Here is a 19122-nt window from a genome sequence, read left to right as displayed (position 1 = left end):
CGCAGAGCCGCGACCGCCCCGCTCCCGACGAGCGCCCGCCCGCCGGACAACGAATCCAGGAAGGTTCACCATGCACATCGGACTCGTCGGCCTCGGCAAGATGGGCGACAACATGCGCTCCCGCCTCCGCTCCAAGGGGCTCGAGGTCACCGGCTACGACCGCAACCCCGACGTCTCGGACGCGGCCTCTCTCGACGAGATGATCGCCGCACTCCCCTCGCCCCGCATCGTCTGGGTGATGGTGCCGGCCGGCGAGATCACCGACGCGGTCGTCAAGGACCTGTCGGAGAAGCTCAGCGAGGGCGACCTCGTCATCGACGGCGGCAACTCCCGCTTCACCGAGGACTTCAAGCACGACGCGCTGCTGAAGCCCAAGGGCATCCACTACATCGACGCGGGAGTCTCCGGCGGCGTCTGGGGACTCCAGAACGGCTACGGCCTGATGGTCGGCGGCCCGAAGGAGCTCGTCGAGTACGCTATGCCCGTCTTCGACGCGCTGCGCCCGGAGGGCCCCCGCGAGGAGGGCTTCGTCCACGTCGGCGAGGTCGGCGCCGGCCACTACGCGAAGATGGTCCACAACGGCATCGAGTACGCCCTGATGCAGGCGTTCGCCGAGGGCTACGAGCTGCTCGAGACCCGCAGCGACATCATCAAGGACGTCACCGGCACCTTCAAGGCCTGGCAGCGCGGCACGGTCGTGCGCTCCTGGCTGCTCGAGCTCCTCGTCCGCGCCCTCGAGCAGGACCCGGACTTCAAGAACATCGAGGGCTACGTGCAGGACTCGGGCGAGGGCCGCTGGACCATCGAGGAGGCCATCAACAACGCCGTCCCGGTGCCCACGATCAGCGCCTCGATCTTCGCCCGCTTCGTCTCCCGTCAGGAGGACTCCCCCGCGATGAAGGCCGTCGCAGCGCTCCGCAACCAGTTCGGCGGGCACTCCGTCAAGGCCGTCGACTGAGTCGGCTGGTGAGGACTGCCTCCGGCAGTCCTCACGGCGGTCGGCTTCCGGAGGGGGGCGCGTTCCGCAGGGCCGGTGACGGACGGCGGACTGCGGCCCGCCGCCCCCGTGAGGCAGGGATGCTCTCACGGGGGCGGCGGGCCTCCGGCCGCCTCCACCTTGCTACCGACGTCGGGCGGCGAGCCTTCGGCCGCCTTCACGGGCGGGGACGGGGCGTCGCCGATCATGGTGAGCGAGTAGTGGCCCCGGAGGGGCGTATCGGGATCCGCGTCCCGGACGGTTCCGCCGCCGTGCCGGTCGAGTAGCCCGCAGGGGTGTGTCGAGACCGGGGGCGCAGGCCTGGCCGGCAGGGGGAGAGCGGATCGCAGGCGCCGGGGCGGGTGGACCGGCCGATCGGGACGGGCGAGGACCCGCAGGGGTGCAGGGAAGGCCCGCGACGACGGGTGGAGGAGAGGAGCGCGACGTGCAGGTGACGCAGCTGGCGCTCAGCGACTTCCGGAACTACGAGTCGGTCGATGTCGAGCTCGTGCCCGGACCGAACCTCTTCGTCGGCCGCAACGGCCAGGGCAAGACGAACCTCGTCGAATCTCTCGGCTACCTCTCCACCCTGGGCTCGCACCGCGTGTCGAGCGACCAGGCGCTCATCCGCGCCGGCCGGGACAGCGCCGTGGTGCGCGCCCGCCTCCGCAACGGCGAGCGCGACCTGCTGGCCGAGGTGCAGATCAACCGCTCCTCCCCCAACCGCGCGCAGATCAACCGCGGCGGGATCAAGCCGCGCGAGCTCCCCCGCTTCTTCTCCAGCGTCCTCTTCGCCCCGGAGGACCTCCTCCTCATCCGCGGCGACCCGTCGGCCCGCCGCCGCTTCCTCGACCAGCTGGTGATCCTCCGCTCCCCGCGGATGAGCGCCGTCCAGGCCGACTACGAGCGGGTGCTGCGCCAGCGCAACTCGCTGCTCAAGTCGGCGCGCGCGAGCGGCGTCCGCGACCCGTCGAAGCTCGGCACCCTCGACATCTGGGACGAGCGCCTGATCGCGCTCGGGACCGAGATCATGCAGTCGCGCCTCACCCTGGTGGAGGAGCTGAGCGGACCCGTGCGCGCCGCGTACGAGGCGGTCGCCGGTGCCGACCAGCGTCCGGTGCTCCGCTCCCGCCTGAGCATCGAGGGCGCGGTCGACGACGACGGCGAGCCCGTGGAGCAGCCGGGCGCCGCGTCACCGGCGGCGGGCGAGGGACTGGCGGAGGCGTTCGCGTCCGCGCTGGCCGGGGTGCGCCGCCGCGAGCTCGACCGGGGCGTCTCCCTCGTCGGCCCGCACCGCGACGACGTGCAGTTCGAGCTGAACGCGCTGCCGGCCAAGGGCTACGCCAGCCACGGCGAGAGCTGGTCGTTCGCCCTGGCGCTGAAGCTGGGCGCCGCGGAGCTGCTCCGGCGCGACTCCCCCATGGGCGATCCGGTGCTGATGCTCGACGACGTCTTCGCCGAGCTGGACGCGCGCCGGCGCGAGCGCCTCGCTTCGGTGGTCGCCGACTACGAGCAGGTCCTGATCACCGCGGCCGTCTTCGACGACGTCCCGGAGGCGCTGGCCGCGCACACCGTGCGGATCGAGGCCGGCCGGATCGTCGGCACGGGCGCCGCCGCCGCGCCGATCGCCGTGCCGGAGCCGACCGCACCCGACTCCGCCTCGTCCGACCCGGTGTCCTCCGACTCCGCTCCTCCCGATCCGGTCTCGGCCGATTCCCCTTCTCCTGGTGCCGTCTCCTCCGCCGCGGCCTCCTCCTCGGAGCCCGCGTCCCCAGCGCCGGCGTCCACAGATCCCGCGTCCCCGGAGCCGCCCGCCCCGTCGGAGCCGTCCGATGGCTGACTCCCCCCGCCGCGGAGCCCCCGCACCCGACTCCGAGGCCGCCCGCGTCTACCGCCACCTCAAGGAGGTGTTCGGCGCCGACGGCCCGCGCCGCATCCGGAAGACCGTCGAGCGCGCCGAGCCCAAGGGCGACGCGATCCCGTTCGGCAAGGGCCGCGACCCGCACGACCTCGGCGACGTCCTCGACTCCCTCACCGTGAAGCTCGGCTGGACGGCGCCGCTGGCGCAGGGTGACCTGATGTCGTCGTGGACGGCGATCGCCGGCGAGGAGACCGCGAAGCACTCGACTCCGGTGGGCGTCGTCGACGGCGTGCTGACGGTCGCGTGCGAGTCCACGGCGTGGTCGACGCAGCTCCGGCTGATGCGGATCGAGATCATGAACCACATCGCGGTGAACTTCCCCGACGCGGGTATCGCGTCGATCCGTTTCCAGGGCCCGGACGTCCCGAACTGGAAAAAGGGTCCCAGGTCGATTCCAGGGCGTGGTCCGCGCGACACCTACGGCTGAGGACGCATTTTCGGTCGACCGCCGATCTTTCGCGCCTCAGATCGCCGTCCAGCGCTTCGGATCGACCCGGCACGCGGTAGAATGGAGGGCCGCCGAACCGCAGTGACGCCGCCGCGCGGGCGATCTCCAGATCACCGTGCGCGTCGCGACGGACCGTCAGAGGAGAACTCCACAGCTATGACTCACGAGCCGAACGACTCCACGTCACCCGCAGCGAACGACCTGGACGCGAACGGCTCAGCAGCCCCCTCCGCTCCGCACGAGAGCATGTCGACCAAGTCGTCCGGCGACTACGGCGCGAACCAGATCCAGGTCCTCGAGGGCCTCGAGGCGGTCCGCAAGCGCCCCGGCATGTACATCGGATCCACGGGTCCGCGCGGTCTGCACCACCTGGTCTACGAGATCGTCGACAACGCCGTCGACGAGGCGCTCGCGGGCTACTGCGACAACATCGAGATCCTGATGCGCGCCGACGGAGGCGTCACCGTCTCCGACAACGGCCGCGGCATCCCGGTCGACATGCACCCGACCGAGGGCATCTCCACGGTCGAGCTGGTCCTCACCGTGCTGCACGCCGGCGGCAAGTTCGGCGGCGGCGGCTACGCGGTCTCCGGCGGCCTGCACGGCGTCGGCTCCTCCGTGGTCAACGCGCTGTCGACGCGCCTCGACGTCGAGGTCAAGCGCCAGGGCGCCGTGTACCGGATGAGCTTCACCGACGGAGTGCCGGACGCCCCGCTCGAGAAGGACGAGGCCAGCGACGAGACCGGCACGACGATCACCTTCTGGCCCAACGCCGGCATCTTCGAGACGGTCGAGTTCGACTACGAGACCCTGCGCGCGCGCTTCCAGCAGATGGCGTTCCTCAACAAGGGCCTGCGCATCGCGCTGACCGACCAGAACGAGGTCGAGTTCGAGGGGGAGGGCGAGAACGAGACCGAGGGCGACCGGACCGACGTCTTCCACTACGAGAAGGGCCTCGTCGACTACGTCGAGTACATCAACTCGCTGAAGAAGTCGGACCTCGTGCACTCCGAGATCATCGACTTCGAGTCCGAGGACACCGAGCGCCGCATCTCGCTCGAGGTCGCGATGCAGTGGACCACGGCCTACACCGAGAGCGTCCACACCTACGCCAACACCATCAACACCCACGAGGGCGGCACCCACGAGGAGGGCTTCCGCGCCGCGCTGACCACTCTGGTCAACCGCTACGCGCGCGCGAACAACCTGCTCAAGGAGAAGGACGAGAACCTCTCGGGCGACGACATCCGCGAGGGCCTCACCGCCGTCGTGTCGATCAAGCTCGGCGAGCCGCAGTTCGAGGGCCAGACCAAGACGAAGCTCGGCAACACCGAGGCGAAGGCGTTCGTGCAGCGCGTGGCCGGCGAGCAGCTGGCCGACTGGTTCGACCGCAACCCGAGCCAGGCGAAGGACATCATCCGCAAGGCGATCCAGGCGGCCTCGGCCCGCATGGCGGCGCGCAAGGCGCGCGAGACCGCCCGCCGCAAGGGCCTGCTCGAGGGCGGCGGCATGCCGGGCAAGCTCAAGGACTGCCAGTCCAAGGACCCGTCGATCTCCGAGATCTTCATCGTCGAGGGCGACTCGGCGGGAGGATCCGCGGTGCAGGGCCGCAACCCCGAGACGCAGGCGATCCTCCCCCTGCGCGGCAAGATCCTCAACGTCGAGAAGGCCCGGCTCGACCGCGCTCTCGGCAACAACGAGGTCCAGGCGATGATCACGGCGTTCGGCGCCGGCATCGGCGAGGACTTCAACCCCGACAAGGCGCGGTACCACAAGATCATCCTGATGGCCGACGCCGACGTCGACGGCCAGCACATCACGACGCTGCTGCTGACGCTCCTCTTCCGCTACATGCGCCCGCTGATCGACCTCGGCTACGTGTACCTCGCACAGCCGCCGCTGTACCGCCTCAAGTGGTCGAACTCCCCGCACGAGTACGTCTACAGCGACCGCGAGCGCGACGCCCTGATCGCGCACGGCTCGGCGACCAACAAGCGCATGCCCAAGGAGAACGGCATCCAGCGCTACAAGGGCCTCGGCGAGATGGACTACAAGGAGCTGTGGGAGACCACGATGGACCCCGCCACGCGGACCCTCCTCCAGGTCACGCTCGACGACGCGGCCGCGGCCGACGAGATCTTCTCCACCCTCATGGGAGAGGACGTCGAGTCCCGCCGCTCCTTCATCCAGAAGAATGCGAAGGACGTGCGCTTCCTCGACATCTAGTGGTCGAGGAAGCGGACGTCCTTCGAAAGACGGCGGCCGGGCGGTCCAGTGGACCGCCCTCGCGACCACCTCGAACACGTGACGGCGGCCCTCGATGGGCCGCATCCTCGACCAGAACGCAACAGAGGCCCTCACCGGCCCGCACACCGACGACACACCTGACACCCAGCGCGACCGCCGCCCCCGCTCCTCCGGGGCACGGACCCACCTGAGAGACCAGAGACCATGGCAGAAGAACCCACCACCCCCACCGGCCCGGACGAGAGCGACGACATCGTCACCGAGACCGGTGTGGTGATCCACGGTCACGACAAGATCGAGCCGGTCGACCTGCAGCTCGAGATGCAGCGCTCCTACCTCGACTACGCGATGAGCGTCATCGTCGGGCGGGCCCTGCCGGAGGTGCGCGACGGCCTGAAGCCCGTGCACCGGCGCGTGATCTACGCCATGTACGACGGCGGCTACCGCCCCGACAAGGCGTTCTCGAAGTGCTCGCGCGTCGTCGGCGACGTGATGGGCCAGTTCCACCCGCACGGCGACTCCGCGATCTACGACGCGCTGGTCCGCCTGGTGCAGCCGTGGAGCCTCCGCTACCCGCTCGCGCTCGGGCAGGGCAATTTCGGCTCCCCCGGCAACGACGGCGCCGCCGCCCCCCGGTACACCGAGACCAAGATGGCGCCGCTCGCGCTCGAGATGGTCCGCGACATCGACAAGAACACCGTCGACTTCCAGGACAACTACGACGGCCGCACGCGCGAGCCGGCGATCCTGCCGGCCCGGTTCCCGAACCTGCTCGTCAACGGCTCCGTCGGCATCGCGGTCGGCATGGCGACCAACATCCCGCCGCACAACCTGCGCGAGGTCGCCGCCAGCGCCAAGTGGGCGCTCGAGAACCCCGACGCGACGCGCGAGGAGCTCCTCGAGGCGCTGCTGCAGCGGATCAAGGGACCCGACTTCCCCACCGGTGCGCAGATCCTCGGCGTCCGCGGCATCCAGGACGCGTACCGCACCGGCCGCGGCTCGATCACGATGCGCGCCGTCGTTTCCATCGAGGAGATCCAGGGCCGCACCTGCCTCGTCGTCACCGAGCTGCCGTACCAGGTGAACCCGGACAACCTGGCGATCAAGATCGCCGAGCTGGTCAAGGACGGGCGCGTCTCGGGCATCGCCGACATCCGCGACGAGACCTCCGGTCGCACCGGCCAGCGCCTCGTCGTCGTCCTCAAGCGCGACGCCGTGGCGAAGGTGGTGCTGAACAACCTCTACAAGCACACCCCGCTGCAGGAGAACTTCGGCGCGAACATGCTCGCGATCGTCGACGGCATCCCGCGCACGCTCTCGCTCGACGGCTTTATCCGCGCGTGGGTCGACCACCAGGTCGAGGTCATCGTGCGCCGCACCCAGTACCTCCTCGACGAGGCCGAGGCGCGGATCCACATCCTGCGCGGCTACCTCAAGGCGCTCGACGCGCTCGACGAGGTCATCGCCCTCATCCGCCGCTCCCCCACCGTGGAGGAGGCGCGCGACGGTCTGATGGAGCTGCTCGACATCGACGAGGTGCAGTCCCGCGCCATCCTCGACATGCAGCTGCGCCGCCTCGCGGCCCTCGAGCGCCAGAAGATCATCGACGAGCACGACCGGATCCAGGCCGAGATCGAGGACTACAAGTCGATCCTCGCGAGCCCGGAGCGCCAGCGCACGATCATCTCGGACGAGCTCGACGAGATCGTCGACCGCTTCGGCGACGACCGCCGCACCGAGATCCTCTTCGGGTTCGACGGCGACATGAGCGTCGAGGACCTGATCCCCGAGGAGGAGATGGTCGTCACCGTCACCCGCGGCGGCTACCTCAAGCGCACCCGGAGCGACTCCTACCGGGCCCAGCACCGCGGCGGCCGCGGCGTGCGCGGCGCGCAGCTGAAGGCCGACGACATCGTCGAGCACTTCTTCGTCACCACCACGCACCACTGGCTGCTGTTCTTCACGAACACCGGCCGCGTGTACCGCGCCAAGACCTACGAGCTGCAGGAGGCCGGCCGCGACGCCAAGGGCCAGCACATCGCGAACCTGCTCGCGCTCGAGCCGGGGGAGCAGATCGCGCAGATCCTCGACATCCGCGACTACGAGGCGGCCCGCTACCTCGTGCTCGCCACGCGCGACGGCCTCGTGAAGAAGACGGCCCTCTCGGAGTACGACACGAACCGCTCCGGCGGCATCATCGCGATCAAGCTGCGCGACGGCGACGAGCTCGTCTCGGCGCTCCTGGTCGAGGAGGACAGCGACGTGCTGCTGGTCTCCCGCAAGGGCATGTCGATCCGCTTCACCGCGTCCGACGAGGCGCTGCGTCCGATGGGCCGCTCCACCTCCGGAGTCCGCGGCATGTCGTTCCGCGGAGAGGACCGCCTCCTCGACGCCAACGTCGTCAGCGACGAGGGCTTCGTGTTCGTGGTCACCGAGGGCGGCTACGCCAAGCGCACCGCGGTCGACCAGTACCGCCTCCAGGGACGAGGCGGGCTGGGCATCAAGGTGGCCAAGCTGGAGGAGAAGCGCGGCGACCTCGTGGGCGCCATCATCACCGGAGAGGACGACGAGGTGCTCGTCGTGCTCGCCAGCGGCAAGGTGGTACGCTCTGCGGTGGCCGAGGTACCGGCCAAGGGTCGCGACACCATGGGAGTCGTCTTCGCACGATTCGCTGAGGACGACCGCATCATCGCACTCGCCAAGAACACCGAACGCAATCTCGACGCCCAGGACGAGGATCCCGACGCCGCGGCGCCGGCCGAGTCCGCCCCGGTGTCGGAGGAGGATGGGTCCGTAGATGAGTAGCACCGTCGCCGAGAAGCTCGCCAGGAAGTCCGCGAAGAGCCCGGCGGCGAAGCAGGTCCGCCTGAAGCTCGTCTACGTCGACTTCTGGTCGGCCGTGAAGCTCTCGTTCCTGCTGGGCCTGACGCTCGCGATCATCACGATCGTCGTCGTCTACCTGGTCTACACGGTCCTGGCCCAGACGGGAGTGTTCGACGAGGTCAACGGCCTCGTGCAGGACATCGCCGGTGCCGAGGCGTTCGACCTCAACACGATCATCTCGCTGCCGCAGGTCATGGGCTTCGCGATCGTCGTCGCGGTGCTGAACACCATCGTCACCACCGCGCTCGGCGCGATCGTGGCGCTGCTGTACAACCTCAGCGTCAAGATCACCGGCGGCCTCCTGGTGGGCTTCACCAACCAGTAGGGCGCACGGTCCGGCCGATTGGGATTCCTGCTCGATGTCGGGTAGAGTCTCCTCTGGCCATTCCGGGGGTATAGCTCAGGCGGTTAGAGCGCTTCACTGATAATGAAGAGGTCCCAGGTTCAAGTCCTGGTACCCCCACCCGGTCCGAACGGCCCGTCACCTCGCGGTGGCGGGCCGTTCGACTCTCGGAGACGGATCGCCCCGTCTCCGACCCGGGGCCTTAGCTCAGTTGGTAGAGCGCCTGCTTTGCAAGCAGGATGTCAGGAGTTCGAATCTCCTAGGCTCCACACTTCCTCCCTCTCGCGGGTGCTTCCCCTTCGCCGGCCCTTCTGGTCCACCGGCGCACGGCACTCCGGGTCCTCCGCCGTCGCGGGGTCACCGTGTCGAGGTCTTCGGCGGCCCCTCCTGTCGCCGACCGTGCGGTCCCCGCGATCGAGGTCGCCACTCGGATGACCGAGTCGCCCGCTCAGCGGTCCACGCAGGCGAGGCCGAGGAACTGCTGGACCGAGAGGGTCTCGGACGTGCCGTCGCGGATGTCGCCGACGATGATCTCGCCGACGGAGAGCGTGTCGAACTGCTCGGCCGTGAAGACGACCGGGCGGGCGAGCACGGAGCGGTCGGTCGCGTAGGCACCCAGCGCGAGGTCGACGCCGAGCGGGAACCGCTCGATCACCGTGTCGGCCGGCCAGACCGTGGATCCGGAGAGGTCGGTCGCGCCCAGCTGCGTGACCGGGGACGGGGAGACCCAGCGGGTGACCCTCCGCAGCCCGTCGCCGATGGTCAGGGGGGCGGAGTCGGAGGCGGCGAGGTCGAGGCCGTCGACGGACCCCGAGCACACGACGACGACCCCGAGGACCTCCCCTCGCTCGCCGCCCCGTCCGAGCCCGACCGCGGCCGTGGTCACCGGCTCCTCGGAGGCGCACCCCGAGAGCGCGAGGGTGCCGAGCAGAACGACGGTGCTCGCGAGCGCGGCGCGACGGTGCATGGGTCCTCCCGCGGCCACCCTACGCGGGCAGGGCGAGGGCCAGAGCGGCGAGAGCCTGCGGAAGGGAGGGAGCGCCCTCCGCTCGGAAGACCACCTCTCCGGCCGTATCGCGCACGACGACGGTGGGGGTCGAGCGGACACCGGCGGCCTCGGCCTCGACGGGGTGGAAGGCCACGTCGCGCTCGCGGATCTCGGCGGCGGGGACGAGCTCCGCGGCCCGCTCCAGCACCGAGCGCGCGGCATGGCAGGCGCCGCAGAAGGCGGAGGTGTAGAGCTCGACGATCACGACGAAGGGAACGCCGGGGCGCGGCCGGGGATTCCCGGGCACCGTCAGCGGAGGAGCCAGGCCTCGTTCATGGTCAGGGCCGCGTCGACGAGCTCGACGCGCTCCAGCTCCTCGACGTCGCTCAGGGGGAACCAGGCGGCGGCGTCCGTGGAGCCGTCCACCTCGTGCGTGAGCTCGCCGCCCACGATGCGGGCGCGGTAGACGACGCGGATGGCGTGCAGGGGGCCGGCTTCGGGATCGCTGCGCCGGTGCGCGGGTATCACGTGCGAGTCCACGCCGATGAGGGCCTCGAGCTCGGCACGGTAGCCCGTCTCCTCGAAGATCTCGCGGACCGCGGCGTCGGCGGGCGACTCGCCCTCGTCGATCCCGCCGCCCGGAAGCGTCCAGGCCGACCAGGGGCCTTGGCTCCAGTGCGCGAGCAGCATCCGCTCACCGTCGATGATCACGCCGTACGCGGCGACCCGGATGTCCACCGCAGAAGCCTAACCCGGGCATGCGAAGGAGCCGGACCCTCTGAGGGGCCCGGCTCCAGCGACGAGAACGTCAGGAAGCGGTCGAGGCCGCGTTCTGCGCGGCGCTCTGCGGCTCGTCCTCGGCGACCCACAGCTCGTCGTCGGCGCGGAACGTCTGCCAGACGGCGTAGCCGATGCCGCCGACGGCGACCAGCGCGGCGCCGATCGCGAAGACCGTCCCGACCTTGCTCTTCTTCTTCGGGGGAGTGGTGAGCTCCTCCCAGCGCGCCTTCGAGATCTCGGCGAGCTTCGCGCGGTTCTTCGAGTCCTTGGCGGCCTCGAAGGCGGCGGCGGCCGTGCCACCGACAGCGGCGAAGGTCGGGACGACCTTGTGCTTGTAGGCGTGGCGGGCCGAGGAGTACGTGCCCTCGACGGCCGAGACGCCGTTGTCGTAGACCGGCTTGACTCGCGAGTCGTACGTGTCCTTGACGAAGGGGACGAGCTCCTTCTTGGCGTACTTCGACGCGTGGCGGCGGCTCTTCTCGAGCACGGAGGCCGCGTGCGCCAGCACCTCCTGCTGCTCGCCCCAGACCGCCTCGGCGTTCTTGCGAAGACGCTTGAGGTCCTTCTTGTGCTTACGTGACAGACCCATGTTGGTCCTCCATCGGCTACGAGCAGCGAACGCCTCAATACTGCCACTCATCGATCGGCGTCCGCATCGCGCACCCAGCGCATTGACACCGGGCGTTGCAGGGGCCTACAGACGCGCTGTGCGACAATCCGAGCATGCCTTTGCACACCGCAGTCGCGACGTTCCACACCAACAAGGGCGACATCGTCGTCAACCTCTACGGGAACCACGCTCCCAAGACGGTCCGCAACTTCGTCGGTCTCGCGACCGGCGACATCGAGTGGACCCACCCCGCCACGGGTGCGAAGACGAAGGAGCCGCTCTACAACGGCACCGTCTTCCACCGCATCATCCCCGACTTCATGCTCCAGGGCGGCGACCCGCTCGGTCAGGGCATCGGCGGCCCGGGCTACCAGTTCGACGACGAGATCAACTCGGAGCTCGACTTCACCCAGCCCTACATCCTCGCGATGGCGAACGCCGGCAAGCAGGCGGGCCGCGGCACCAACGGCTCGCAGTTCTTCATCACCGTGGCGCCGACCACCTGGCTCCAGGGCAAGCACACCATCTTCGGCGCCGTCGCCGACGAGGAGTCGAAGAAGCTCGTGCAGTCGCTCTCGGCTGTTCCCACCGACGGCCGTGACAAGCCGCTCGAGGACGTCGTGATCGAGAGCGTCGAGATCACCGAGGTCTGATCGCCTCATCCACCACTCATTCGAGGGCCGGGTCCGTCAGGGCCCGGCCCTCGTTCTCCCCGGAGGCACGTCCGTGACCCAGGTCCCGCCGAGCAGCACCTATTCCTGCTACCGACACCCCGACCGGCAGAGCTTCGTGCGCTGCCAGCGGTGCGGCCGCACCATCTGCGGCGAGTGCCAGACGCCGGCTCCGGTCGGCGTGATCTGCCCGGACGACATGGCGCAGCAGCGCGCCACCGCGCCGCGCACCCGCGGTCCCCTCCTCTCCCGCGTGCGGGCCATGACCCGTGCCGACCAGCCGACGGTGACCTACGCGATCATCGCGCTCTGCATCGTGCTGTGGATCGTCGAGATCCTCCCCTTCGTCGGCGGGCCGGCGGTCAACGCGCTCCTGTACGCCCCCGCCTACACGCTCCCCGGCTTCGGCGCCGGCTTCGAGCCGTGGCGGATGCTCACTTCGGTGTTCCTCCACAGCACGTCGCTCTTCATCGTCATCCCGTTCCACCTGGTGCTGAACATGTACACGCTGTGGGTGTTCGGCATGGTGCTCGAGCGGATGCTGGGCCGCGGGCGCTACCTCACCCTCTTCCTCCTGAGCGGTTTCGCCGGGTCGGTGGGCGTCCTGCTCCTCGCGAACCCGCTGACCCCGGTGATCGGCGCCTCCGGTGCGATCTTCGGGCTGATGGGCGCGTACCTGGTGATCCTCCGGCACCTGGGCGGTCAGGCGTCGCAGCTGCTGGTGCTTGTCGGACTGAACCTCGTCATCGGCTTCCTGCCCGGGATGAACGTGGCGTGGCAGGCGCACGTCGGCGGTCTGGTAGCCGGCGCGCTCATCGGGCTGGTCTTCACGAAGACGCGGCAGCGCGCCCAGCGGCGCACGCAGAACCTCCTCGTCGGGCTCATCGGAGTCGGACTGGTGGCGATCACCGCGGGCGCCTACGTCCTCGGCTGATCCCCCTCCCGCAGCGGCGGGTCCGGCAGTGCCTCGCGCACTCCCGGGCCCGCCGCTTCGTCGTTCCCGCGGCGACCGTCTCCACCGCTGTCCACAGGTGCTCTCAACAGGTGGGGAGGAAGTTATCCACAGAGTTGTTAACACTGGGGAGAACGTCCCGGGTGTCCTCCTCGGGAGGACGATCCGGGGATGGCGGCGCGTCCGAGGACCGGCGGACTGGTGCGGATCCGGGCCCTGCTCGCCTCGAGCAGGCCAGCGCGGCGGGGACCGCGGAGTTCTCCACAGGAGATTCCACAGCTGGGGATAATTACAGCGGTGTAGTTCTCCGGCGGACGGCCACCAGGGCCGTCGCCTCACGGTCGTCGTCGCGGTGCAGCGAGGTGGCGAACCCGGCCGCCTGGAACGCGGAGGCACTCGCCGCCGCCTGATCCGCGCCGACCTCGATCACGACGACGCCGTGGGGTGCGAGCCACGCTCCCGCCTCCTGAGCGATGCGGCGGTGGAGGGTGAGCCCGTCCGACCCGCCGTCGAGCGTGAGCATCGGCTCGTGCACCCGGGCCTCCGGCGGCATGAGCGCGATCGCCGCGGTGGGGACGTAGGGGGCGTTGACGACGACGACGTCGATCCGCCCGCGCTCACTCCGGGGGAGCGCGTCGAAGAGGTCGCCCTCGTGGACGTCGGCGCGGCCTGCGAGCGTGCGGCGCGCGCAGGCGACGGCGGCGGGAGAGAGGTCGGCCGCGAGTAGGCGGACGTCCGGCCGCTCCTCCGCGATCGACCGGGCGAGGGCGCCGGATCCGCAGCAGAGGTCGAGCACCACGGCGCCGCCCGGGAGGACCTCCAGGGCGCAGTCGACCAGCCACTCGGTGCGCACGCGGGGCACGAAGACGCCGGGTGCGACGGGGACGCGCAGGCCGCGGAAGGCGACCCAGCCGAGGATCTGCTCGAGGGGCTCGCCCGTCTCGCGGCGGCGGAGCAGCAGCTCGAGGTCGGAGGAGGAGTCGGCGGCCTCCTCAAGCAGGCCCGCCTCCTCCTCGGCGAAGACGCAGCCGGCGGTGCGCAGACGCTCCACCGACGACGAACGCCCCGTCGGCGGACCGGACGGGGCGTCGTTCACGACTGGGGGAGGCTCAGCGCCAGCGCGTCGTCATCAGGAAGCCGATGAACGCGATGCCGAAGCCGATCAGGATGTTGAGGTTGCCGAGATCGGGGATCGGCAGGGTGCCCTGGCTCACGTAGAAGACGATGATCCAGGCGAGTCCGAGCAGCATGAAGCCGAACATCACCGGCTTGAACCAGACCGGATTCGGTGCGTTCTCGCCGGTCCGGGCCTCGTCGCGCTCGGGCTTCGGGCTCTTCGTCGCTCGTGCCATGCCGACCACTGTACCTGGCGGAGGCTCCGGGCCGGGAGCACCGGGGCTGCGCGGGTGCTGTGCGGACTCGCGGAGCGGCCGGTGCAGGCGCTCGAGTGGTCCCCTCGGCCCTCCTCAGGCGGCGACTCGGGAGGGCTCTCCACAGGTCCGGATCATGCGCCACAGCCGGTCACGGCTCGCGCCTAGACTCGTCGCATGACCGCCCAGAACCCCGACGGGGCGGCTCTGCGGCCGCGAGCGAAGCGACGGAGGGCCCGCCCGGTCCGACGACTCTCGTTCTTCGGAGTCGTCGGCGAGCTCCTGATGACCGCCGGCGTCCTGGTCCTGCTCTTCCTGGCCTGGCAGCTCTGGTGGAACGACGCGGTGATCGCGGGCCGGCAGACGACGCAGGCGGCGGAGCTCCGCGAGACCTGGGGCGACTCCTCTCCGGCCCCGCAGCCGACCGAGGCCGCCCCGGCGGAGCCGGTCGTCGCGTCGGTCGCCGCCCTCGACACCTCCTTCGGCAACCTCTACATCCCCCGCTACGGCGAGGGGTGGGTGCGCACGATCGCCGAGGGCATCGACGCCGAGAACGTGCTCGACGAGGGGAGCATCGGCCACTACCCCGGGACGCAGATGCCCGGCCAGGCCGGCAACTTCGCGCTCGCCGCGCACCGCAGCGCGTACGGCGGAGGCATGCACCTGATCGACGAGCTCCAGCTCGGCGACCCGATCTACATCGAGACGGCGGACGGCTGGTACACCTACCGCTTCCGCAATCTCGAGTACGTCCAGCCCTCCGACGTCCAGGTGATCGACCCGGTTCCGTGGACTCCGGACGCGGCTCCGACCGATCGCCTGATCACGCTGACGAGCTGCAACCCGCTCTACTCGACGGCCGAGCGGATCATCGCGTACGGCGTCTTCGACTCGTTCCAGCCGCGGTCCGCGGGCGCCCCCGCCGAGATCGCCGCCTCGCTGGCTCAGGAGGGCTGACCGTGTACGCAGCGCTGTGGCGGCTTCTGCCCGGGCCGTGGTGGGTCCGGCTCCTGATCGTCCTCGTCCTCGTCGCGGCGGTCCTCGCCGCGCTCGACGAGTGGGTGTTCCCCTGGGTGCAGTCGCTCGTGCTCGACCGGAACGTGACCGTCGGCTCGTGACCGGCGGCGCGGCCCCGCGGATCCTGGTCGTCGACCACCACGACAGCTTCGTCTTCACGCTCGTCTCGTATCTCCGCGAGCTCGGTGCCGAGGTCGACGTGGTCGAGGGCGACGACCTCGGGACCACGGCGCTCCTGGCTCGCGCGGAGGAGGCGGACGGGGTCCTGGTCTCTCCCGGGCCGGGCCGTCCTGAGGACGTCCCCGCGTCGACGGCGCTCGTGCAGCGGGCGGAGGCGACCGGGCGGCCGCTGCTCGGAGTCTGCCTCGGCCACCAGGTGCTCGCCCATGCTCTCGGCGCCCGCGTCGCGGAGGCGCCGGAGCTGCTGCACGGCCGGACGTCCGCGGTCCTCCACGACGGAGATCCGCTCTTCGACGGCCTGCCCTCCGGATTCGCCGCGATGCGGTACCACTCGCTCGCGGTCGACGCCGAGAGCCTTCCCGAGGAGCTGCGGGTGACGGCGCGGACACCGGAGGGAGTGGTCATGGCCGTCCGGCACCGGAGTGCTCCGCTCGTGGGCGTGCAGTTCCATCCGGAGTCGGTCCTCACCGAGGGCGGGCGGCGCCTTCTCGAGAACTGGCTGCGCGAGGTGACGTCGATCGGGTCGTCCGTATCGGCAGACGACACGCCCGGACTCTCGATCTCGGCTCGATGAGGCGGATTTCGCCGGGCTTATCGGGCTGCTTATCGAATCGAGAGCGCTGAGAATGATCAGTGTCGGTCGTCCCCCGAACGGGGATGAAGCCCTGAGCGCGTTCTCACGCAGAAAACCGCCATGTGACGGCTAACTGGTCGTGCGCCGAGGAGTCCGCCCGGACAGGGTATGAGCGCGACCTTGTCCACCCCCTTGCGCACCCCCCGATCAGGTGGCGGGATTTGACGGGCTCCCGGCGGAGGATGCGGCCCCTTTTCCCTGCATAATCAGAGGGCGTCGACAGGGGGTCGGCGCCACAAGAGAAGTCCGGGGGGACCAGATGGTCGCATCGATCTCCTGGGCTTTCTCGGGAATCCGAGAACTCGAGAATCTCGGTCCGCGCATCGTCGTCAAACCCGGCACCGTTCCGAGCATCACCGGTTCGGGATTCGGCACCGCCGATCTGAGCGTCGTGCTGATGACGGTCTCGCCGTTGCGCGTCCTCCGCGGGACGTGGCCGGCCGACGACACATCCTTCCTCACCTTCAGCTTCCTCATCGACGGCTTCGTGCGCATGGTCGCCCCGGACCGAACGGTGCTGCTGCGTCCGGGCTCGATCTCGTACCAGCAGGGGACGACGACGTTCACGACCGAGTCGACGACTCCGGCCACGATCCTCCACCTCTCACTGCGCGCCGACGAGATGCGCCGCTACGGCTTCGACACGTCGGCCCCGGTCTACGCGCTCGATCCCGACGCCCGGTCCACCCGCGCCGCATACGCCTTCACGACCGCCTTCGCCCTCGCGGCGGAGTCCGGGACGGGGCTGCCCGGCGAGGGCGAGGTCACCGGCTTCGCCCACGTGGTCAAGCAGCTCCTCACCAGCGCGTTCCTCGCGGCGGCGAGCTCGCAGCCCGGCACCACGAGCGTGCGCGCCGCCACGCTCGGGCGCGCGCGCACGGTCATCGACCGAACGCACCGAACGCCGCGCTGCACCCCGGAGGCGGTGGCCGACGCGGTCAACGTGTCCACCCGCTCCCTCCAGCGGCTCTTCGAGGACGCGGGCACCACGGTCGCGAGCGAGATCGAGCGTTCCCGGGTCGCCAGCGCCGTGGAGCTCCTGCGCCGCCGCCCGCGGGAGGTCCCGCTCGAGGCGATCGCCGCCGCGTCCGGATTCTCCTCGGCGGACCACCTCCGCCGTGCGCTCAAGCGCCGCGAGGGGCTCACCCCGAGCGACATCCGCGGCAGAATCGCACGCCCCGCGGACGGATCGGCAGCCGGCGAGGTCGTGCGGCTCCAGCCCCCGCTCGCCGACGCGCGCCGGGCGTAGCGGTTCACCTCGGGGCCGTCGGCGCCGTGGAGCATCGAACCCGACGAGCAACGTCCGGACGAGCCCTTCTCGACGCGCAGAGCAGCGGCCCGGCCTCCACCGGGCAGCGTCGGCCGACGCCGCAGCCGCCGCGGGCTGCAGGCCGGGTCAGCCCGCGCAGTATCCGAGCTGGACGGTCGATCCCTGCGGGACGTCACCCGGAGCCAGGGACTGGGTCGTGATGGGCGGGTTCGCCCGGGTCGCGTCGCAGGTCTCGTCCGGGACCTCGACCCCCACGAGCTGCAGCTTCTCGGAGGCGAGGGTGGCCAGCGCGCTGCTGAGGGATGTCCCGACGAGGTCGGGGAGCGTGACCTGGCCGGAGGAGACCGTGAGGTCGACCGGCGTGCCCGGGGCGACCTGCTGGCCCGCTCCGGGAGAGGCGGCGAGTACGACGTCGCCCGGGACGGTCGGCGAGTTCTCGCGGGTCTGGGAGCCCTCGACGAAGCCGACGGCGGTGAGCGCGTCGATGGCCTCGGCGAGGCTCTGCCCGACGGTGTCCGGCACGGCGACGGGCTGCGGACCCTGGGACACGACGATGCGGATGACCGTCTCGGGCGCGACGATCGTGCCCGAGCCCGGATCCGTGCGGATCACCTCGCCCTCGGGGACGGTCGAGCTGTACTCCGCGACCTGGCTCGGCACGAGGTCGAGCTCGGTCAGGGTCGACTGGGCGCTGTCGTAGGTGGTCTCGGTGAGGGTGGGGACCTCGCGCGACTGCGACGGGAGGGTCGACGCGGGCTGGAGCGTCAGCACCCAGATCACGAGTGCGGCGACGATCACGGCCAGCACGACGATCGAGGACCAGATCCAGAGGACCGGCGGGCGGCGCTGGGTGCGGACGATCGAGTTGTCCTCGGCCAGCTGGCGGAGGGCGAGCTCGGAGTCGTTGACTCCGCCCTGGCTGCGGGCCGCGAAGAGCGAGGTGGTCAGCTCGTCGATCGGGCGGTGGTCGGGGAGGCGTCCGGCGGCGGCGTCGCGCAGGTCGTCGCGGAACTCCGCAGCTCCCTGGAAGCGCTCGTAGCGGTCCTTGGAGAGTGCTCGGGCGACGACCGCGTCGAGCGCCGGCGTGACGGCCGGGTTGATGGAGCTCGGCGCCGGCGGCGTCTCGCTGACGTGCTGGTAGGCGACGGCCACCGGGGTGTCGCCGCGGAAGGGCGCACGGCCGGTGAGGAGCTCGAAGAGCACGATGCCGGCGGAGTAGAGGTCGCTGCGGGCGTCGACCTGCTCGCCCTTCGCCTGCTCGGGGGAGAAGTAGGCCGCGGTGCCGAGGATCGCCGTGGTCTGAGCGACCGTGGCGGCGGAGTCGGAGACGGCGCGGGCGATCCCGAAGTCCATCACCTTCACCTGGCCCGACGGGGTCAGCATGATGTTGCCGGGCTTGATGTCGCGGTGGACGACGCCTGCGCGGTGCGAGTACTCGAGGGCGGTGAGGATGCCCTCCGTGATGCGGACGGCCTCGTCCACGTCGAGGGGGCCCTCGGCGATCAGGTCCTTGAGGAGGCGGCCCTCGATGTGCTCCATGACGATGAAGGGCCGACGCGACTCGGCGCCGTTGTCGTCGAGCGAGACCTCCTCGCCCGCGTCGAAGACCCGGACGATCGTGGGGTGCGACATGCGCGACGCGGACTGCGCCTCCTGGCGGAACCGCAGGCGGAAGGCGGAGTCGGAGGAGAGGGAGAGCTTCAGCTCCTTGATGGCGACGGTGCGGCCGAGCCGGGTGTCGGTGCCGAGGTACACCTCGGACATCCCGCCGCGGCCGAGCCGGGGCCCGACCTGGTACCGTCCCGCGATCAGGCGACCCTCATCCGTCACGC

The 19122-nt window shown here is 70.5% G+C and carries 19 protein-coding genes and 2 tRNA genes; 14 read left to right on the top strand and 7 right to left on the bottom strand.

Features of this window, described 5'->3' with window-relative positions; translation table 11 throughout:
• The first annotated feature begins 70 nt into the window (after positions 1-70).
• The 8 genes from gnd (at position 71) to C5B95_RS04005 (ending at position 9087) form a co-directional block, all read left to right on the top strand.
• Positions 71-958 (top strand): phosphogluconate dehydrogenase (NAD(+)-dependent, decarboxylating), encoded by an 888-nt coding sequence (gene gnd, locus C5B95_RS04040; RefSeq protein ID WP_104222677.1) that lies wholly within the window; start codon positions 71-73, stop codon positions 956-958.
• Positions 959-1421: 463 nt separating this feature from the next.
• Positions 1422-2816, top strand: a complete 1395-nt coding sequence (recF, locus tag C5B95_RS04035) for a DNA replication/repair protein RecF (RefSeq protein ID WP_104348536.1) — start codon at positions 1422-1424, stop codon at positions 2814-2816.
• Entirely contained in the window at positions 2809-3324 is a 516-nt protein-coding gene (locus tag C5B95_RS04030) for a DUF721 domain-containing protein (protein WP_104237766.1), read from the top strand. The genes recF and C5B95_RS04030 overlap by 8 nt, the downstream gene beginning before the upstream one ends.
• A 267-nt stretch (positions 3325-3591) precedes the next feature.
• Positions 3592-5571: a DNA topoisomerase (ATP-hydrolyzing) subunit B gene (gene gyrB, locus C5B95_RS04025; protein WP_219813818.1), complete on the top strand. Its 1980-nt coding sequence runs from the start codon at positions 3592-3594 to the stop codon at positions 5569-5571.
• Positions 5572-5796: 225 nt separating this feature from the next.
• Positions 5797-8397 (top strand): DNA gyrase subunit A, encoded by a 2601-nt coding sequence (gyrA, locus tag C5B95_RS04020; RefSeq protein ID WP_104348534.1) that lies wholly within the window; start codon positions 5797-5799, stop codon positions 8395-8397.
• On the top strand, positions 8390-8800 hold the full coding sequence (locus C5B95_RS04015) for a DUF3566 domain-containing protein (RefSeq protein ID WP_104222673.1): 411 nt from the start codon (positions 8390-8392) through the stop codon (positions 8798-8800). Before gyrA ends, C5B95_RS04015 begins: the two co-directional genes overlap by 8 nt.
• 64 nt (positions 8801-8864) lie before the next feature.
• Positions 8865-8938 (top strand) — tRNA-Ile (locus tag C5B95_RS04010).
• Between the two features lie 76 nt (positions 8939-9014).
• Positions 9015-9087: transfer RNA gene (locus C5B95_RS04005), tRNA-Ala, on the top strand.
• Positions 9088-9266: 179 nt separating this feature from the next.
• Here the strand turns inward: C5B95_RS04005 and C5B95_RS04000 are convergent.
• The 4 genes from C5B95_RS04000 to C5B95_RS03985 all read right to left on the bottom strand — a co-directional run bounded on the left by C5B95_RS04000 (position 9267) and on the right by C5B95_RS03985 (position 11175).
• Positions 9267-9785, bottom strand: a complete 519-nt coding sequence (locus C5B95_RS04000) for a hypothetical protein (RefSeq protein WP_104348533.1) — start codon at positions 9783-9785, stop codon at positions 9267-9269.
• Positions 9786-9804: 19 nt separating this feature from the next.
• On the bottom strand, positions 9805-10113 hold the full coding sequence (locus tag C5B95_RS03995; protein ID WP_258059787.1) for a thioredoxin family protein: 309 nt from the start codon (positions 10111-10113) through the stop codon (positions 9805-9807).
• Positions 10114-10115: 2 nt separating this feature from the next.
• A complete protein-coding gene (locus C5B95_RS03990; RefSeq protein WP_104222671.1) occupies positions 10116-10544 on the bottom strand; it encodes an NUDIX hydrolase in 429 nt (142 codons plus the stop codon).
• 70 nt (positions 10545-10614) lie between these two features.
• Positions 10615-11175 carry a hypothetical protein gene (locus C5B95_RS03985; protein ID WP_104247539.1) on the bottom strand — a complete coding sequence of 187 codons (561 nt, stop codon included), beginning with the start codon at positions 11173-11175 and terminating at the stop codon, positions 10615-10617.
• 134 nt (positions 11176-11309) lie between these two features.
• Between C5B95_RS03985 and C5B95_RS03980 the strand changes: the two genes are divergently transcribed.
• Together C5B95_RS03980 and C5B95_RS03975 are read left to right on the top strand one after the other, a co-directional pair.
• A complete protein-coding gene (locus C5B95_RS03980) occupies positions 11310-11849 on the top strand; it encodes a peptidylprolyl isomerase (RefSeq protein WP_104222669.1) in 540 nt (179 codons plus the stop codon).
• Between the two features lie 73 nt (positions 11850-11922).
• Positions 11923-12801 (top strand): rhomboid family intramembrane serine protease, encoded by an 879-nt coding sequence (locus C5B95_RS03975; protein WP_104222668.1) that lies wholly within the window; start codon positions 11923-11925, stop codon positions 12799-12801.
• 307 nt (positions 12802-13108) lie between these two features.
• Here C5B95_RS03975 and C5B95_RS03970 read toward each other — a convergent pair whose 3' ends face one another.
• Together C5B95_RS03970 and C5B95_RS03965 are read right to left on the bottom strand one after the other, a co-directional pair.
• Positions 13109-13915 carry a putative protein N(5)-glutamine methyltransferase gene (locus C5B95_RS03970; protein ID WP_181067992.1) on the bottom strand — a complete coding sequence of 269 codons (807 nt, stop codon included), beginning with the start codon at positions 13913-13915 and terminating at the stop codon, positions 13109-13111.
• Positions 13916-13928: 13 nt separating this feature from the next.
• Complete coding sequence (locus tag C5B95_RS03965) at positions 13929-14171, bottom strand: cell division protein CrgA (RefSeq protein WP_104222667.1); 243 nt, start codon at positions 14169-14171, stop codon at positions 13929-13931.
• A 195-nt stretch (positions 14172-14366) separates the two neighbouring features.
• On the opposite strand from C5B95_RS03965, the gene C5B95_RS03960 reads away from it, so the two are divergent.
• From C5B95_RS03960 to C5B95_RS03950, 4 genes are all read left to right on the top strand, one after another.
• Positions 14367-15146 (top strand): class E sortase, encoded by a 780-nt coding sequence (locus C5B95_RS03960; protein WP_104232997.1) that lies wholly within the window; start codon positions 14367-14369, stop codon positions 15144-15146.
• Positions 15147-15148: 2 nt separating this feature from the next.
• Complete coding sequence (locus C5B95_RS17380; protein ID WP_181067991.1) at positions 15149-15307, top strand: hypothetical protein; 159 nt, start codon at positions 15149-15151, stop codon at positions 15305-15307.
• Entirely contained in the window at positions 15304-15960 is a 657-nt protein-coding gene (locus tag C5B95_RS03955) for an aminodeoxychorismate/anthranilate synthase component II (RefSeq protein WP_104348532.1), read from the top strand. The genes C5B95_RS17380 and C5B95_RS03955 overlap by 4 nt, the downstream gene beginning before the upstream one ends.
• 319 nt (positions 15961-16279) lie before the next feature.
• Positions 16280-17269, top strand: a complete 990-nt coding sequence (locus C5B95_RS03950; protein ID WP_104222664.1) for a helix-turn-helix domain-containing protein — start codon at positions 16280-16282, stop codon at positions 17267-17269.
• A 147-nt stretch (positions 17270-17416) separates the two neighbouring features.
• On the opposite strand, the gene pknB is transcribed toward C5B95_RS03950, so the two are convergent.
• Complete coding sequence (pknB, locus tag C5B95_RS03945) at positions 17417-19120, bottom strand: Stk1 family PASTA domain-containing Ser/Thr kinase (protein WP_104225780.1); 1704 nt, start codon at positions 19118-19120, stop codon at positions 17417-17419.
• Between the last annotated feature and the right edge of the window lie 2 nt (positions 19121-19122).

Origin of the sequence: Rathayibacter sp. AY1A7 (assembly GCF_002930845.1) — a bacterium.
Taxonomy (GTDB): Bacteria; Actinomycetota; Actinomycetes; order Actinomycetales; family Microbacteriaceae; genus Rathayibacter.
This window is presented reverse-complemented; position numbering and strand designations above follow the sequence as displayed.

Coding starts and splice junctions, on each gene's coding strand:
- C5B95_RS03965 (WP_104222667.1), bottom strand. CDS start 14,171: ATGGCACGAGCGACGAAGAGCCCGAAGCCCGAGCGCGACGAGGCCCGG.
- C5B95_RS03985 (WP_104247539.1), bottom strand. CDS start 11,175: ATGGGTCTGTCACGTAAGCACAAGAAGGACCTCAAGCGTCTTCGCAAG.
- C5B95_RS03960 (WP_104232997.1), top strand. CDS start 14,367: ATGACCGCCCAGAACCCCGACGGGGCGGCTCTGCGGCCGCGAGCGAAG.
- C5B95_RS03980 (WP_104222669.1), top strand. CDS start 11,310: ATGCCTTTGCACACCGCAGTCGCGACGTTCCACACCAACAAGGGCGAC.
- C5B95_RS03950 (WP_104222664.1), top strand. CDS start 16,280: ATGGTCGCATCGATCTCCTGGGCTTTCTCGGGAATCCGAGAACTCGAG.
- gnd (WP_104222677.1), top strand. CDS start 71: ATGCACATCGGACTCGTCGGCCTCGGCAAGATGGGCGACAACATGCGC.
- C5B95_RS04015 (WP_104222673.1), top strand. CDS start 8,390: ATGAGTAGCACCGTCGCCGAGAAGCTCGCCAGGAAGTCCGCGAAGAGC.
- gyrB (WP_219813818.1), top strand. CDS start 3,592: ATGTCGACCAAGTCGTCCGGCGACTACGGCGCGAACCAGATCCAGGTC.
- gyrA (WP_104348534.1), top strand. CDS start 5,797: ATGGCAGAAGAACCCACCACCCCCACCGGCCCGGACGAGAGCGACGAC.
- C5B95_RS04000 (WP_104348533.1), bottom strand. CDS start 9,785: ATGCACCGTCGCGCCGCGCTCGCGAGCACCGTCGTTCTGCTCGGCACC.
- C5B95_RS04030 (WP_104237766.1), top strand. CDS start 2,809: ATGGCTGACTCCCCCCGCCGCGGAGCCCCCGCACCCGACTCCGAGGCC.